General features: G+C 48.8%; 14 protein-coding genes and 1 tRNA gene. 8 read left to right on the top strand and 7 right to left on the bottom strand.

The annotated features are described in order from the left end of the window. The first annotated feature begins 61 nt into the window (after positions 1-61). Positions 62-499: an FKBP-type peptidyl-prolyl cis-trans isomerase gene (locus AC5JLB_RS24965; protein ID WP_495876532.1), complete on the top strand. Its 438-nt coding sequence runs from the start codon at positions 62-64 to the stop codon at positions 497-499. A gap of 374 nt (positions 500-873) precedes the next feature. Continuing rightward, complete coding sequence (locus AC5JLB_RS24960; RefSeq protein ID WP_495876531.1) at positions 874-2,364, top strand: glycosyltransferase family 2 protein; 1,491 nt, start codon at positions 874-876, stop codon at positions 2,362-2,364. 6 nt (positions 2,365-2,370) lie between these two features. Here AC5JLB_RS24960 and recJ read toward each other — a convergent pair whose 3' ends face one another. The 4 genes from recJ to AC5JLB_RS24940 form a co-directional block, all read right to left on the bottom strand. Beyond that, entirely contained in the window at positions 2,371-4,683 is a 2,313-nt protein-coding gene (recJ, locus tag AC5JLB_RS24955; RefSeq protein WP_495876530.1) for a single-stranded-DNA-specific exonuclease RecJ, read from the bottom strand. A 41-nt stretch (positions 4,684-4,724) separates the two neighbouring features. After that, positions 4,725-5,306 (bottom strand): GNAT family N-acetyltransferase, encoded by a 582-nt coding sequence (locus AC5JLB_RS24950; protein WP_495876529.1) that lies wholly within the window; start codon positions 5,304-5,306, stop codon positions 4,725-4,727. A gap of 76 nt (positions 5,307-5,382) precedes the next feature. Further along, positions 5,383-6,156 (bottom strand): PD-(D/E)XK nuclease family protein, encoded by a 774-nt coding sequence (locus tag AC5JLB_RS24945; RefSeq protein ID WP_495876528.1) that lies wholly within the window; start codon positions 6,154-6,156, stop codon positions 5,383-5,385. 55 nt (positions 6,157-6,211) lie between these two features. Continuing rightward, a complete protein-coding gene (locus AC5JLB_RS24940) occupies positions 6,212-6,796 on the bottom strand; it encodes a PAP/fibrillin family protein (protein ID WP_495876527.1) in 585 nt (194 codons plus the stop codon). A 301-nt stretch (positions 6,797-7,097) separates the two neighbouring features. Here AC5JLB_RS24940 and AC5JLB_RS24935 point away from each other — a divergent pair, with 301 nt between their 5' ends. The 4 genes from AC5JLB_RS24935 to AC5JLB_RS24920 all read left to right on the top strand — a co-directional run bounded on the left by AC5JLB_RS24935 (position 7,098) and on the right by AC5JLB_RS24920 (position 10,347). Beyond that, positions 7,098-7,331, top strand: coding sequence for a DUF3134 domain-containing protein (locus AC5JLB_RS24935; protein ID WP_495876526.1), 234 nt, complete (start codon positions 7,098-7,100; stop codon positions 7,329-7,331). Positions 7,332-7,507: 176 nt separating this feature from the next. After that, entirely contained in the window at positions 7,508-8,548 is a 1,041-nt protein-coding gene (gene mraY, locus AC5JLB_RS24930; protein WP_495876525.1) for a phospho-N-acetylmuramoyl-pentapeptide-transferase, read from the top strand. A 72-nt stretch (positions 8,549-8,620) separates the two neighbouring features. Continuing rightward, a tRNA-Ser gene (locus AC5JLB_RS24925) sits at positions 8,621-8,709 on the top strand. A gap of 321 nt (positions 8,710-9,030) precedes the next feature. Next, entirely contained in the window at positions 9,031-10,347 is a 1,317-nt protein-coding gene (locus AC5JLB_RS24920; protein ID WP_495876524.1) for an ABC transporter substrate-binding protein, read from the top strand. Positions 10,348-10,426: 79 nt separating this feature from the next. Here the strand turns inward: AC5JLB_RS24920 and AC5JLB_RS24915 are convergent, their stop codons facing one another. Further along, positions 10,427-11,224, bottom strand: a complete 798-nt coding sequence (locus AC5JLB_RS24915) for a tetratricopeptide repeat protein (protein WP_495876523.1) — start codon at positions 11,222-11,224, stop codon at positions 10,427-10,429. Between the two features lie 656 nt (positions 11,225-11,880). Here AC5JLB_RS24915 and AC5JLB_RS24910 point away from each other — a divergent pair. Next, complete coding sequence (locus tag AC5JLB_RS24910; RefSeq protein WP_495876522.1) at positions 11,881-12,345, top strand: hypothetical protein; 465 nt, start codon at positions 11,881-11,883, stop codon at positions 12,343-12,345. 35 nt (positions 12,346-12,380) lie between these two features. Beyond that, complete coding sequence (locus tag AC5JLB_RS24905; RefSeq protein ID WP_495876521.1) at positions 12,381-12,932, top strand: glutathione S-transferase family protein; 552 nt, start codon at positions 12,381-12,383, stop codon at positions 12,930-12,932. Positions 12,933-13,029: 97 nt separating this feature from the next. On the opposite strand, the gene AC5JLB_RS24900 is transcribed toward AC5JLB_RS24905, so the two are convergent. Continuing rightward, positions 13,030-13,167 carry a photosystem II reaction center protein K gene (locus tag AC5JLB_RS24900; protein ID WP_162545730.1) on the bottom strand — a complete coding sequence of 46 codons (138 nt, stop codon included), beginning with the start codon at positions 13,165-13,167 and terminating at the stop codon, positions 13,030-13,032. A 78-nt stretch (positions 13,168-13,245) separates the two neighbouring features. Then, on the bottom strand, positions 13,246-14,355 hold the full coding sequence (tgt, locus tag AC5JLB_RS24895) for a tRNA guanosine(34) transglycosylase Tgt (RefSeq protein ID WP_495876520.1): 1,110 nt from the start codon (positions 14,353-14,355) through the stop codon (positions 13,246-13,248). Positions 14,356-14,457: the final 102 nt, after the last annotated feature.

Raw genomic sequence — 14,457 nt, 5'->3', positions numbered from 1 at the left:
TGTTTCCGACCATTCCCGCTAGAGTGAAAAGGATGAAATCAACCCTAGGAGAACTGCGCTTATGGCTCAGGCAAAGCTTGGAGATATGGTCAAAGTCCACTATACGGGCAAGCTTGACGATGGAACCGTTTTTGATTCTTCCACCGATGGCTCTCCCTTAGAATTTACAATTGGCTCTGGACAAATTATTCCTGGATTTGAGCAGGCGGTAGTAGGCATGAGTCCGGGCGATTCAAAGACGGAACTTATTCCCGTCGAGCAAGCTTATGGTCCTCATCGCGAAGATATGGTCGTGATTGTCGATCGCGCTCAGATGCCAGGAGATTTAGAGCCAGAAATTGGTCAGCAGCTTCAAATTCAGCAGCCGACTGGACAGCCAATCCCAGTCGTTGTGACGGAAGTTTCAGAGGCAGACATTACGCTGGATGCAAATCATCCGTTGGCCGGAGAAGACTTGACGTTTGACATTCAGCTAGTGGACATTGAGGCAGAAGGCTAATCCAGAATTAGTGAATCATACTTGGTACGTATCAGCATTTTTTAACCTTGTAGCAAAATAATCTGGCTCTGTGGCGAAACTCTCTCGCTGCGGAGCCAAAATTTTTGTCAAGTTTCCGTAATGATTCGGGACGAAGATGAAGATTTCATTTAGTGAAAAACCGTGACGTTTCTTCCTTTTGGTAGAGAAATCTTAACAAACCTTGTTATATCTTTTGAGCAATCTTACCTACAGCGTCAAAGCTAGGGTGTGTTGCAGTTTCAGTGATTTTGGCTGAGCCTTCCAGCCAACTCAACTGTCCATAAAGATTTGACAAGACTTGTTACACATGGTTTCTATCTATGAAGGACCCTTTAATTTTTTAACAAGTAGCTATGCGAAAAGGACTGCCGCGCACCCCCATTACCGTCTTTGGTCCGATTCTTGACAAGATTATTTTGACTCACCTTGTCGTGATCGGCTTACCTACAGTCCTGTACTACTACGTGCTCAGTGGCGGTGGGAATCTGCTGCCGATGCACGTTGTGATTCCGGTGTTGTACTTTGTCACTTCGCTGGTGGTGATGGGGGAAGCGGTTTCTACAGCGCTCACTTACGGATATAAAAAATCTGGGTCTAAGGCACTGCGTAAACCAAAGTTTGGCTGGATTCAACGATTTTTACGGACGCCGCGCACCTACGACAGCGATCGCAGGGAAGTTCCAGAACTACAAAGTGGAACACCCAGAAGCTCACTCATTGTGGCGGCGTATCTGCCGAACGAACAGCATATTATTCTCAGCACTCTGAAGTACATTCTGACGACGCTTAATCGACCAAAGGATGGACTAGAAGTGATTTTGGCATACAACCGACCGGAGCGACTGGCGATCGAGGATGAATTAGAAAAGCTCGCCGAGCGTTATCCCGATTTGAAGCTCCTGTGTGTCGAAGACAGCCACTCTAAAGCAGAGAATGTGAACGCTGCATTAGAAGTGGTGACTGGAGAAATCACGGGTATTTTAGACGCTGATCATTACCCCAATGCAGACTGCTTCGATCGAGCATGGCGTTGGTTAGAGAGCTATCGCTATTCTGTCGTTCAAGGCCGGAATGTGATTCGCAATCATGATGTGAATTTTATGACGAGCATGATTGCGGTTGAGTTTGAGTGCATGTATGGAGTCAGTCACCCGGCTAAGTCGCTTCTGGCTGACACTGGCATGTTCTGTGGCTCTAACGGCTATTGGAGGACATCAGTCCTGAAGCGGATGCGGTTTTCATCGACGATGTTGACGGAAGATATCGATGCATCGCTCAGAACGCTGCTTAGCGGCTACAACATTGTTCACGATCCAACAATTCTAACGACAGAATTGGCTCCGGTTGATCTGCGATCGTTCTGGTTCCAACGAAAGCGGTGGGCGCAAGGCTGGCTAGAGGTGACTTTGAGACACCAGTTTTCGCTGCTGCTTTCAACAAAGCTTGACCACTGGCAAAAACTCTACTGGTCGCTGCTGTTGGTCTACAGTGCAGGGTTTCACTTTGTTGCACTCCAGATGTTTCCAATGATGATCAGCCTGACCTTGACAGGCACAACAGCCCCTGAAGTTGCACCAGAGTATTTCTGGGCGACCACTGCACTGACGTTGCTGAGTGGTCCGATCCAAACTTTAGCCGCTTGGCTGGTGCGAACCGACCTCGTACATCAGCCCCGCAAGAATTATCTAGCGTTCTGCCTATTCATTCCGTTCTACTGTGTGTTAAAGAGCGTGATTGCCATTACTGCAATTTACGATCATTTTGCAGGCAATACAGAATGGGTTGTCACACGTCGAGGGTTCATGGAGTCGCTGCCAACTGGATTTTTACGTAAAGCGGGATAGAGGAGCTTATCCATTTAGCGTTTGAATCGCGACGGCTTTAATCGTGGCGAGCGGCACTTGATAAAAATACTGGCGGCGGAATTGTTCTTCGCGCACTGCATCTAGAAATTGCTCAACCCTGCCTCTTGCTTCGGCTTGAGGCTTTTTTTCTGCCCAAACGATGCTAAAGCCTTGTTCGGTATAGGAGACGCTGAAGCCAAGCAGTTCTAACGCTTGAAAGCCCATTTTTAGAGGCAAATCACCAATTTCTAAGCGATCGTAGAGTTGTCGGCGAGTGGCAGTTTGCTCAGTGCGGCTTAAGTATTTAGCAATGCCGATCAGAGTTTGCCACGTGTCTTGCGGAGGAGTAAGGGTTGGAGCAGAGTAAGCGATCGCTAACAGCCTTTCTTCTCGTGCCGCTCGCCGAAACCATACTTGCAGCTCCTGCCAGCTAGTTGGACAGGTTTGGACTTGAAGCGGTTTAACATCACTAGAAGAGGATTGAGTGCGCCAGTCGAGAATCCAGTCGAGGCGAGTCGTTTGAGTGACAGCATCTGAGCAGGGACGTAAGGCAATGAGACGAACTTCGTAGCGTTTGTGATAGGTGTTATTTTCCAGTTCGACGATCGCGTCACAGCGACCTAGAGGAATTTCATTAGCATAGTGCCCCCACCAAAGCCCGGGAAATCCGGTTGTTGCCGAGTTATCCCAAAGGGTAAAAGAGGTACGAATGTATTCAACTTTTCGTCCCCGTAAGTCTTGAATTTTGCGGTTTTTGTCTGCTTCTAGCCAACAGTTTTGAATCAGCAATCGAGGAATCGGGTTGCCCATTCCACAAGGTTCGATCAGGCGCAATTCTTTGTATAGCTCTAGTCCAAGCTCTGCAACCGTGACGCAGAGATCGGCGCGAAGCATAGGCGACGCGATGATGCCCTGTTGCAGCAGGCGTTGATTGATCGCCGCTTTAAATAAGGGTAAATTATCAACCGAGATGCTGAGTCCAGCCGCGAAGGGATGACCGCCAAAGCGATGGAGTAAGTGTTCTTGATATTTGACGAGTTGATAGAGATCGACTTGATTAATAGAGCGGGCAGACCCCCTTGCAAGTTGAGGTGTAGATGGCACGGCTGGCTCACTTGGCGTGCTGAGCAAAATGGCCGGACGACCATATTCTTGAGCAATTTGACCTGCAACAAGACCCAAAACGCCTGGACTCCATTGCTCATCCCAAAGAACAATCACACTGGTTGTTGAGAGATCTAGCTGTGATAGTTTTGCTTGGACGTGCTGAGTCACATCTTTTTGCAAGGCTTTGCGACGCGAATTGGCAAGTTCTGTTTCTTCTGCTAGGTCTCGACACCGTTGAGCATCTTGACTTGTAAGCAACTCGACGCAAAATCCAGCATCACCTTGAATTCGGCTCACAGCATTGATTCGCGGACCTAAACCAAACGAAATATCGGTGGGCCGATCGCCCGATCGCTTGCAAAATTCTAATAGTCGAGCAATGCCCGGACGAGTCATCGTCTTGGGGTTAGATTGCTTTTGGAGTTGCTGAATGCCGCGCTGGGCGAGGTATCGGCAATCACCTTTCAGTTCAACTAGATCTGCAATTAGCCCAATCGCAACGAGATCTAACAATTCTTCTAGAGATCGCTCTGCAACGTCTGGAAGCTTCTGGTACAGTGCTTCGACTAGTTTGTAGGCAACGGCAACGCCTGAAAGCGTTGCTAGCGGATGCTCGGGTGCAAGATAGCGCGGATTAACGATCGCAATCACGGGTGGGCGATCGCTAGGCAACGTATGGTGATCCGTAACAATCACATCAATTCCTAACCGTTGAGCGTACTGAATTTCATCCAGATTCGTACTGCCCGTATCACACGTCACAATGAGCTGACAGCCTTGCGCTTTCAGTTGGTCGAGTCCTTGACGGGACAAGCCATGAGACTCGGTTAAGCGATTGGGAATGTAGTAGAAAAGCTGATGATGTTTAGGAAAAAACTGTCCTAGTCCATCCCAAAGCACTGAGGTTGCGGTGACACCATCGGCGTCGAAATCGCCCCAAATCCCGACTATTTCGCCAATCTCGTAAGCTCTGGTCAGGCGTTTTGTGGCCCACTCCATTTCCTGCCCAAATTCAAATGGAGATTGAGGCTGATAGTGATCGACGTGCAGATAGGGTGCGATCACAGCTTCATCTCGAATGCCGCGTTGCCACAAAAGCTGAGTAATATAACGTCCGTCTACTTCTGGAGCGCACCGCCGAACCGCTTGAACAAACTTTTCTGGAAGTGCGATCGTTGATTCAACTTGCCACTGAAAGGATTGCTCAGGCATATCTGCAAAGAGTAGAAGTATTTCTGTACCATAACCTGAGATCACTTTTTTGGAGTTGGACGCAAACGAGGACGCTTCCAGACCTTGCGATCGGCTTTCTCGCGCTCGTAGGCGATCAGTTTTCCGTAATATTCATGCTGACTTAAATCCATCGACAAGAAAATATGGCGGCGGGCATCGTGAAAGCCCTTACGATCGAAAAATTTAACGGCGGGCGCATTTTCAGGGTCAGTATCTGCCATCATGAACCGCGCTCCATCGTTAATCAATCGTTCAACCAAGCGGTCTACAAGCTGATCAGCAACGCCGCGCCGCTGAAAGCTAGGAGAAACGCCAAGCCAGGTGATGTAGCCGTAGACCAACGCCCCTTTGCTAATAATCGTGCCCAAGATAAAGCCTGCAAGCTGTTCGTCTACCTCGGCAACTAAACAGTAATCTGGCTCGGTATTGTAAGAGCCAATCACTTCCCACTCGTCCCAAGTGCGGTAAATGTAGGGATATAAGTCACTGGTAAAGAGCAATTCACCCAGATGAAATACTCCCGCGAGATCGTCAATCTCCATCTCCCGAACCGTTAGCCCAGAGTCAGAACGCTCATTGTCAAAACTGTCTTCAATACTCATAAAAATGTAAGTCATCAGGACGGTAAACCGTGGCTGAGTAAAATTAGCCTGATGCTTCTATGGTGTCACAGAGAACTTACAGAGGAATTTCGGCGATCGCGCTCACACTTGGAATCACCACATCTTGTCGCTGACACCGCACGGCAAAACTACAGCGATCGCACTCTCCCACCGCTTGGGAGACTTGAGGAAACGGCTCCCCCATTTCGTAGCGATGGAGCCATTCGGTTAACTGCTTGAGAAGCTGGGTTAAGGTTTGCCAAGTCTGCTCGTGTTTCGTGCGATCGTACTTGAGGGTCAGGCTTTGCGGTTCGGTCGCTTCTCCCTTGGCCTGAAAGAACCAGTAGATCATTGAAATTTGGTCAGGTGTATATTGGCTCGTTTCGGCAAGAACAAAGGGGTAGAGGCGAGATTGCCAATTTTGCGACAATCGATCTGAGCGCCCTGGTTTGGGGTAGGTTTTCCAGTCAAGAATTTGAGCTTGGGTAGGAGACAGAATCAATAGATCATAAATGACGGTAAGGAGATGCCCTTCGACGGCGAGCGTGCGGAGGTGTTCACTTTGACGGTAAGCGCTGTCACCCGTTTGCGAGGCAATCGTACCTAAAATTTTTGGCTCCGCTTCAATAAATGCCCCAAACCAGCGTCGCAACTGCTCGTCTTCTCTCAGCAGCGGGTCAATCGGCAGTCCCATCTCCCACTGCTGCATTAATAAGTGAAAGCGGCTCCCTGCTAACAATCGCTCTTGCTGCTCAAGATCGGTCGGAGAGCCGAGTTGTTCTAAATAGGTGTGCTGAAACTTGCGAGGACAAACTTCAAGCAGATTCAACTGACCTTGAGAGAGCCGCATAGATGTAAAGAGTTAGCCACGAATCAGCTTCATTTCAATGTTCATATTTTAGTGTTCATCCTTTGGTTAAGACGAACACACTTCCTTCGTTGCCGCGTCCGATACGTAAATCTTCGTCGAGATAGGTAATGTCGAGCCAGCCCTGTTGGTCACGATTTTCGATGCTGACATCGATCGCGGCAAATTTTCGTCTCGCTTCAATTTGTTCAATAAAAGAGGCGGGCGATCGATAGTCTATTAATCGCTGAAGTCCAACAATCGAGCGCTCAAATTTCACCTCGACGCGCCGTTCTGACACGGGCTTAAACCGAGCCGCCACGCTGACAATTCCTTCTAAAAAAGGGACGCCGACTAATTCAGCAATGTTGTAGACTTTCGCATCGGCAACCCGAATCGATTGATAGACCTGCCCAAGCTGCACGAGGGGAACGCGATCGATACCCAAAATTCCGCTACTGGTCGTGTAAATCAGCCGCCAATCTCCTTCGAGCAATGCCGTTGCTTCCACAGGGCGCGGCGTTGGATTCCGATCTTCGAGTTGAGCGATCGCGGCCAAGACGCCCTGACGATCCGCATCGGTCGTGAGCAAGCCTCGATTTTTGCCTGCGATCGCTTCTAGTAATGTAGCTTTCCCGATCATGGGTTCCTCCTTGTGTAAACAGAATTACCCCCTCAGCAGAATAGTAATGGTTGGCCTTTAGAGCCGAGTGCCGATTGACACCTTTTTTAACCCCCTTAACGGGTGCGATTCCCCTTCGCAGTTCCGAAGCAACCGCAATCAATTATTTAGGCTGCAAAAAAATCTTGACATTTTCCTAACAAATATGCGATGTTGCGTGAACCAAATTCCTGACGCGGTGGTACACTCTGGGTGTTTCATTCGATCTAGAATCTGAAGTATCTGTGTTGTAACGATCCGACTCTGGAACATTTCTTTACTTATGGTTCATAATCCCTCTTTACGTCAAGAACCCCGCGATGTGCGCGCGGGAATCATTCCAATTGGGCGAGAAGCATCAATTCTCGACTGGCTGGAAAGTTCAGGTCGTCTGCTCGCACGAGATACTTCAGACGTTGATTACCTTGAAGAAGAAGAGGAAATCAATGCGTTGATGGCAGGCGATGACAATACGATTGACGATGATGACGACGATGACTTCGATTTAGAAGATTAACGAAATTAGTTTGGGGGTGAGCAGATTAAAGCTCTAACCCCTACTAAAGTCAGAATTTTTGCTCTTTTTCCGAAGTTGGCTTCTCAGGTGTTGTGGTGTTACTGTGCGGAGTGAAGTAGAAGCTTGTGGATGCGAAGCTATTTAGCAATCGATCGGTTAGTCTCTCAGGAACCCTTTTGTTTCTGATCCTGAGTGTTGGCATGACGATCGCTGCCTTGATTTTAGATCGAGTTGGTGGGCGGGCTTGGAGTGAGGCGATTTCGCTAACGACGCCGCTTTGGATTAGTGGGTTAGCGAGCGCCGGAGTTGGGTTTTGGGCGGTTCCCTTTCTAAAGGCACTGAAGGCAGGACAAATTATTCGAGAAGATGGTCCGCAATCTCACCTGAAAAAGGCTGGTACTCCGACGATGGGCGGAGCCTTTTTTGTTCCCGTTGCCCTCCTGATTGCGTTGGTATTAACCGGCTTTTCGAGCGATGCAATGGCCGTTTCTCTGCTAACGCTTGGTTATGCGGGAATCGGCTTTGTAGACGACTGGCAAATCATTCGTCAGAAATCGAATAAAGGCATTTCTCCACGCATGAAGCTGGGATTGCAGATCGGATTTGCGATCGCGTTTTGCCTCTGGTTAATCATGACGCACCCGACGCTCACAACCTTAGCGTTGCCATTGGGAATTATGCTGCCACTGGGAAGCTTGTTTGCACTGCTGGCGTGCTTTGTGTTGGTCGCAGAAAGTAATGCCACGAATCTAACGGACGGCATGGACGGACTGGCAGGAGGAACCGTTGCGATCGCATTCTTGGGAATTGGCGCGATCGTTGCTCCCACCAATTCTGACCTAATGATTTTCTGCGCCTGCATGAGCGGCAGTTGTCTAGGATTTTTAGTTCATAATCGGAATCCCGCTCGCGTGTTTATGGGAGATACTGGCTCACTGGCACTTGGCGGGGGCTTAGCAGCCGTGGGACTGCTTAGTAATTCGCTGTTTTCACTGCTGATCCTAAGTGGCCTTTTCTTCTGGGAAACCATCTCTGTGATTATTCAAGTGAGCTACTTCAAAGCCACGAAAAATAGCGCTGGGGTTGGAAAACGCTTTTTTAGAATGTCTCCGTTTCACAATCATCTAGAACTGAGTGGCTGGACAGAAACGCAAGTCGTTGGTTGGTTTTATGCGATCGCAGCGGTCTTAGCCGCGATCGGTCTCGCGATTCGTTAACAGGTTCAACTCCGCACCTAAAAATTGAGATCGAGTCACTCAAATCTGTTATGATAGTGACTCGTTAGACCTGGAGAGATGGCTGAGTGGTCGAAAGCGGCAGATTGCTAATCTGTTGATGGATTTAGGTCTATCCGAGGGTTCGAATCCCTCTCTCTCCGTTGAATAATTTGTAATGACCAAGGTTTGCTTTCACTTGTTGAGTGCAACCGTTGGAGATTGAACGTTGGTTTAGTCTCTGCTAGATCAATCGTGGTGAGAAGTAGCGGCGGACGTTTTGGTGGGCGTATTCTTCCCTCCAACCTTCTTAAAAGCGTTATCGTCTTCATCTGCGATCGCTTAGTGTTGGCTGAAGCAATTACAAATTACAAACTACAAATTACGCATTAGCCTGCTCTTAGTTTAAGATGAGGCTCATTTACAGCAAATCTACGGAGTCGCACTCTAACATGAGCAGATTGACATCGGCACATCGGGTTAGATTGAGCAGGGTTAAATTAAGTAGCGCAGTAGCACTTGCCGGAGTCACCCTCGCTGCCGGGTTATTGACTGCCGCCTGTCAAGAAGCAGAAGCTCCCACCGCTCAAGGGGGCGCACCTTCGGGTTCTAATACCGCCGCAACCACAACCAAAGGATTAAAAATTGGCTCCTTACTGCCATCGACAGGAGATTTGGCGTCCATTGGACAGCAGATGGTGGCAACCGTACCGCTACTTAGGGATACTGTCAATCAATGCGGAGGTGTAAACGGTGAGCCGGTCACTCTGGTTGCGGTTGATGATCAGACTGATCCAGCGGCGGGCGCAGAAGGAATGACTCGCCTCGCCCAAGTCGAGCGAGTGGCGGGAGTAGTTGGGTCGTTTGCCAGTAGCGTCTCTACGGCAGCATTACCAATTGCGGTTCGCAACAAAGTTGTTCTCATCTCTCCAGGTAGTACTAGCCCCGTTTTCACGCAACAAGCAAAAGAAGGCAAGTATGATGGTTATTGGGCCAGAACGGCTCCACCGGACACCTATCAAGCCCAAGCGTTAGCAAAATTAGCCGCTGAAAGAGGTTTCAAAACCGCAGGTACAGTTGTGATCAATAACGACTATGGCGTGGGCTTTGAGAAGGAATTTGTGAAGTCATTTGATAAGCTGGGCGGGACGATCACCAATCAGTCGAAGCCAACTCGGTACGATCCGAAAGCAACCACATTAGAAACTGAGGCAGCAGCGGCATTTTCAGGGAAACCAAATGCGGTGGCGGCAATCTTGTACGCCGATACTGGAAGTTTGCTTGTCAAGTCTGCGTTTGAGCAAGGTCTCAGTAAGGGCGTCCAGCTTTTATTTACGGATGGCGTCTATTCTCAAGACTTCGTGAACAAAGTTGGTAAAACCTCAGATGGCAAATCAATTTTGGCAGGCGCGATCGGAACGGTTCCCGGAGCTGGTGGAAAAGGACTCGATCAGTTCTCTAAACTTTGGCAACAGAAGCAAAATCGTCCACTTGCGGCCTATGCTCCTCACTCTTGGGATGCGGCTGCCATTTTAGTGTTGGCCGCGCAAGCCGCCAAGTCAAATACTGGAGAAGGCATCAAGAGCAAGCTTCGGGACGTAACCAATGCACCCGGCGAAGAAGTGACAGACGTGTGTAAAGGGCTAGAGTTGCTGAGACAGGGCAAGGAAATCAACTTCCAAGGCGCAAGCGGCGATGTCGATATTGACGCAAATGGAGATGCGATCGGCAGCTACGATGTCTGGACGGTTAAAGAAGACGGGGCACTTCAAACGATTGGCAAGGTGAATCCTGCACAATAACGTCAAGTGCAGTCATTTCAAGTTAAGAAGGGCATTTCAAGTTGAGAAGGCACTTCAAGTGAGAAGGGCTGAGCTAAAATCAGCCCTTCAGCGCTTCTATCCATCTTGTCACTTGAGTATAGAGGCGCTCTGACGCGCGTTCAGATAAGCAATCGAGGGCACGGTTATAGTCTGCAATCGCATAGTTCCAGTCACCGATAATGTGATGGGTTCTGCCCCGTGCGGCGTAAATATGAGCATCGAGTACGCAAGCATCCTCCGAGGTGCGAGTCAGCAGCTCGCTGATGTGGAGTGCCTGTTCAAAGTTTTCAATCGCTTGAGAATACATTTCTAAATCGCGAAAGGTGATGCCTTGATTAAGCCACGCACGCACGTTGGTTGGATCGAGGTCGATCGCCATTTCGTAATCTGCGATCGCTTCGGCTAGCTGTCCTTGGATAGCGTAGTAATTGGCTCGATTATTGTAGGCATTCGCCAGTTTTGGGTTGAGTTGAATCGCTCGATTGTAATCTTCTAACGCCGCTTCTCGCTCACCCCACTGAAACTGCACCAAGCCGCGATTGTTGTAGTCTGTTGCGTTTTCAGGATTACGATCGATCAAAACGCTCAATCCTTCAACAGCAAGCGGATAATTTCCTTGTTTTGCTTCTTCAAGCGATCGCCGACGCAACAGCCGATCCTGCTCATGAGCGTCGAGCCAGACGCCCTGATTTCGCATCGAACGCTCAGTAGTTTCACGACGCTGAGGGCGGCGTTTTACACTCCGTGTTACTCCAAGTGAACCGCGACGAGGGGAAAAAGATCTTGTTATGCCAACTGTCTCAGGGCGGAGGTGATGAGTTGTATTGGCGCGATTTAGAGAACTGTGAACGTTCATATCATCCTCACTCAGCGTGTGCCTTTACCTTACAGACTTACGAACCAAAGTTTTTCTGCCCAAGCGCTACATCATGAATATGTCTTCAGTTAGATTTTAGAAGTTTGGGCTGAAATGCCTTAGCACGAGAAGACTTACGACTTACTTGGAAATTTTATGCGCGAACTTTAGCTACAAGGTGGAGCGATTCCATTTCTGAAACAGACCTTCCTTGAAAGATGAAGATTTGGTCAAGAGATATTCAATAACCTAAGACGCCACTGCAGAAAAGTTGGATCACTCCTTAAACTAACTTTGTCATTTCTTCATATTGCTTCGCGTCAGCTTAACGTTCCCGCAACTGCTGAACGCTTAACAGTTAGAGAAAAAGGCTGAAGCTGCTCGATCAGTCTCTGTATTATTTAGGCGACTGCTCCGCAGAACAAGGCGCGATCGCTAGTCTGCAAATCTAGAATTAGCCCATCATCTGTGGTTCGCATTTCTAGGCTCATTCCTCGATCCACTGACGACGGCTGGCTTTAGAAATCACGTTAAGTTACAAATCACGAATGGGCGCAGGAAGAACTTGGTAAAATGCGACAAATGTGAGGCAATTTGCATCCTTCCGCTCTAACGAAACCCACCAGAGTTTAGTCTGGTTGACGACAAAACATCCTATGACAGCAGCCACTTCGTATCCCAATATTTCCGATGTCTCCGCAGATGATTATCTTGTCCTTGGCTTAGCCACTTGCTTTCTGAAAGACGAGGGAGAGATCCATGAAGTTAAAGTAGTGGAGCCAATTCCATCTGCGGCACTCGAAGCGATTCTGAAGGGCATCCCCACCTCGTATTCATTGGCGATCGCAACCCCGATCGGAGCCGTCTTGCCAGGCGAAACGCCTCAACTTCCATCTGATTTTCCGACCGACGCTCAGTTTTGCGATGACTTTGCCTATCGTGCCACTTCTGCTGCCCGGACTTACAAAGCTAAGACCGTTGCACAGCAGCATATCCCTATAGGCACGTCCCGTGCTGACTTTAATTTTTCAACTGAGCGCAGACGGATTCTCAACTCTCAGCGCATCGTGAAAACAGAAGATAACGTTAAGCAGCACGAGTACACGCACAAAACTCTGTAGTAAATACTCTGTAGTTCATTGAAGGATTTGACTGAATGTTGAAGCTCTATGCTGGCGTGCGGAGCCGCGCGTCTATTGTGCAGTGGTATTTAGAAGAGTTAAACGTTCCCTATGAGATTGTAGTGCTAGATCTTCAGGCGGGAGAACAGCTACAGCCGAGTTACCGAGAGATCAACCCGTTTGGCAAGGTTCCGGGAATTGTAGATGGTACGGTCAAACTGTGGGAATCGGGCGCAATCTTGCTTTACCTGGAAGAAAAGTACGGAGAGGCTTCGTTTGAAGAACGAATGATTTCAACTCAGTGGGTTACTTTTGCCAATGCGACATTAGGGCCTGGCGTATTTGTTGAGGCTAATCGTGACCGAGAACTTCCGCGCTTGATGAACCCACTGAACGAATTGTTCGAGCGGCAACACTTTGTTAGCGGCGACCATTTTACGGTTGCAGATATCGCTGTTGGCTCCTTGCTGGCATACATTCCACTCATGCTGCAATTGGATCTCAGCGAGTATCCTGCCGTGGTTGATTACACCAAACGAATGGCAGAACGTCCTTCCTTTCAAAAAGCGATCGGTGGGCGCAAATAATCTGCTACCAAATGAAATCAAGGGATCAAAAACAATCCATAAAAAAGGGGCATTAATTATGCCCCTTTCGTTTTCTATATTCGGTTTTATATGCAGATTATCTGAAACCGATCGCGGCTTGCCAAACAAACGCCAGCAGCAAAAAGAAGACGGGAATGACGGGTAGAACGTCTACCAAGGGATCGAAAATGGAGTACGCTTCGGGCAGTTTGGCTAAAAGCAATGCTGCTTCCATGACTCGTTTACCTCTTCAACACAGATTCATAATTGCCATGAATTTTAACATGATCGATAGGTCAACGGTAAGCAGGTTTCATTGAAGGGGGACTAACCAGGGAGTAAAGTCTTGGTGAAATGTGCCGTTTAAAACAGAAGCACGAATTCGTTGAGTAAAGGAAATTAGCTCAGTAATGTTGTGAATGGAAAGGAGAGTATAGCCGAGAAGTTCTTGCGATCGCAGCAGGTGACTAAGATAAGCTCGGCTAAAGGTCTGACAGGTGTAGCACGAACAGGATTGATCGAGGGGAGTAAAATCTTCACGAAACTTAGCATTTTTCAGATTCCACCGCTCTCCTTGCACGAGTGCCGCACCATGCCGCGCCAAGCGAGTTGGAATAACACAATCAAATAGATCAATTCCTGCTGCGATCGCGCGTGCCATTTCTCGATACGTTCCCACTCCCATTAGATATCGCGGCTTATGGGATGGCAGGAGCGGCGCAGTGGCTTGAACGACTCGATCAATTACGTCAGGCGCTTCGCCAACGCTGACGCCTCCAATCGCATAGCCTGGCAAATCTAACTCACTTAGCATCTGAACCGCCCGCGATCGCAGATCCAAAAATTCGCCCCCTTGAACAATGCCAAACAGCGCTTGGTCGGATCGGCTATGGGCTGAAATACAGCGTTTTAGCCATTGGTAGGTACGTTCTGTTGCAGTCTCAGTTGCCTCGCGTCCCACGCCGGGCGGTGGACACTCATCGAACGCCATAATCACATCTGCACCGAGCGCATTCTGAATCTCAATTGAGCGTTCTGGAGTGAGATGAATCATTTGTCCGTCGCGGGGAGAGCGAAACGTGACCCCTTCATCGGAGAGCGATCTCATCTCGCTTAGACTGAACACCTGAAAGCCTCCAGAGTCCGTTAGCATTGGCTGCGACCAGCCCATAAACCGATGCAAGCCCCCTGCCCGTTCTACAATGTCTTCTCCTGGCTGCAAGTGGAGGTGATAGGTGTTAGCTAACACCATTTGTGCGCCCGTGGCTTTCAGCTGATCGGGCGTTACGGTTTTGACATTTGCCAGCGTACCAACTGGCATAAAACGCGGGGTTTCAACGATTCCATGTGGCGTGTGGAAAACTCCCGCCCGTGCATGAGTGTGGCGACAGGTCGTTTGGCAGTGAAAGGAAAACTGATTCAAAGCGAGTTAATGTGCGATCGCAAAACAGACTATCCATTGTTGCAGATTCTAGGTTGTGTTGACATTTCAGCGAAGTTCAATCAGCAAGGCAGTGAAATAAAC

The organism is Myxacorys chilensis, assembly GCF_059505265.1.
This window is presented reverse-complemented; position numbering and strand designations above follow the sequence as displayed.

What these genes read in the sequence shown, in the direction of transcription:
- AC5JLB_RS24960 (WP_495876531.1), top strand. Translation starts at nt 874, where the DNA reads ATGCGAAAAGGACTGCCGCGCACCCCCATTACCGTCTTTGGTCCGATT.
- AC5JLB_RS24935 (WP_495876526.1), top strand. Translation starts at nt 7,098, where the DNA reads ATGGTTCATAATCCCTCTTTACGTCAAGAACCCCGCGATGTGCGCGCG.
- recJ (WP_495876530.1), bottom strand. Translation starts at nt 4,683, where the DNA reads ATGCCTGAGCAATCCTTTCAGTGGCAAGTTGAATCAACGATCGCACTT.
- AC5JLB_RS24900 (WP_162545730.1), bottom strand. Translation starts at nt 13,167, where the DNA reads ATGGAAGCAGCATTGCTTTTAGCCAAACTGCCCGAAGCGTACTCCATT.
- AC5JLB_RS24905 (WP_495876521.1), top strand. Translation starts at nt 12,381, where the DNA reads ATGTTGAAGCTCTATGCTGGCGTGCGGAGCCGCGCGTCTATTGTGCAG.
- AC5JLB_RS24910 (WP_495876522.1), top strand. Translation starts at nt 11,881, where the DNA reads ATGACAGCAGCCACTTCGTATCCCAATATTTCCGATGTCTCCGCAGAT.
- AC5JLB_RS24945 (WP_495876528.1), bottom strand. Translation starts at nt 6,156, where the DNA reads ATGCGGCTCTCTCAAGGTCAGTTGAATCTGCTTGAAGTTTGTCCTCGC.
- AC5JLB_RS24940 (WP_495876527.1), bottom strand. Translation starts at nt 6,796, where the DNA reads ATGATCGGGAAAGCTACATTACTAGAAGCGATCGCAGGCAAAAATCGA.
- AC5JLB_RS24965 (WP_495876532.1), top strand. Translation starts at nt 62, where the DNA reads ATGGCTCAGGCAAAGCTTGGAGATATGGTCAAAGTCCACTATACGGGC.
- AC5JLB_RS24915 (WP_495876523.1), bottom strand. Translation starts at nt 11,224, where the DNA reads ATGAACGTTCACAGTTCTCTAAATCGCGCCAATACAACTCATCACCTC.
- AC5JLB_RS24950 (WP_495876529.1), bottom strand. Translation starts at nt 5,306, where the DNA reads ATGAGTATTGAAGACAGTTTTGACAATGAGCGTTCTGACTCTGGGCTA.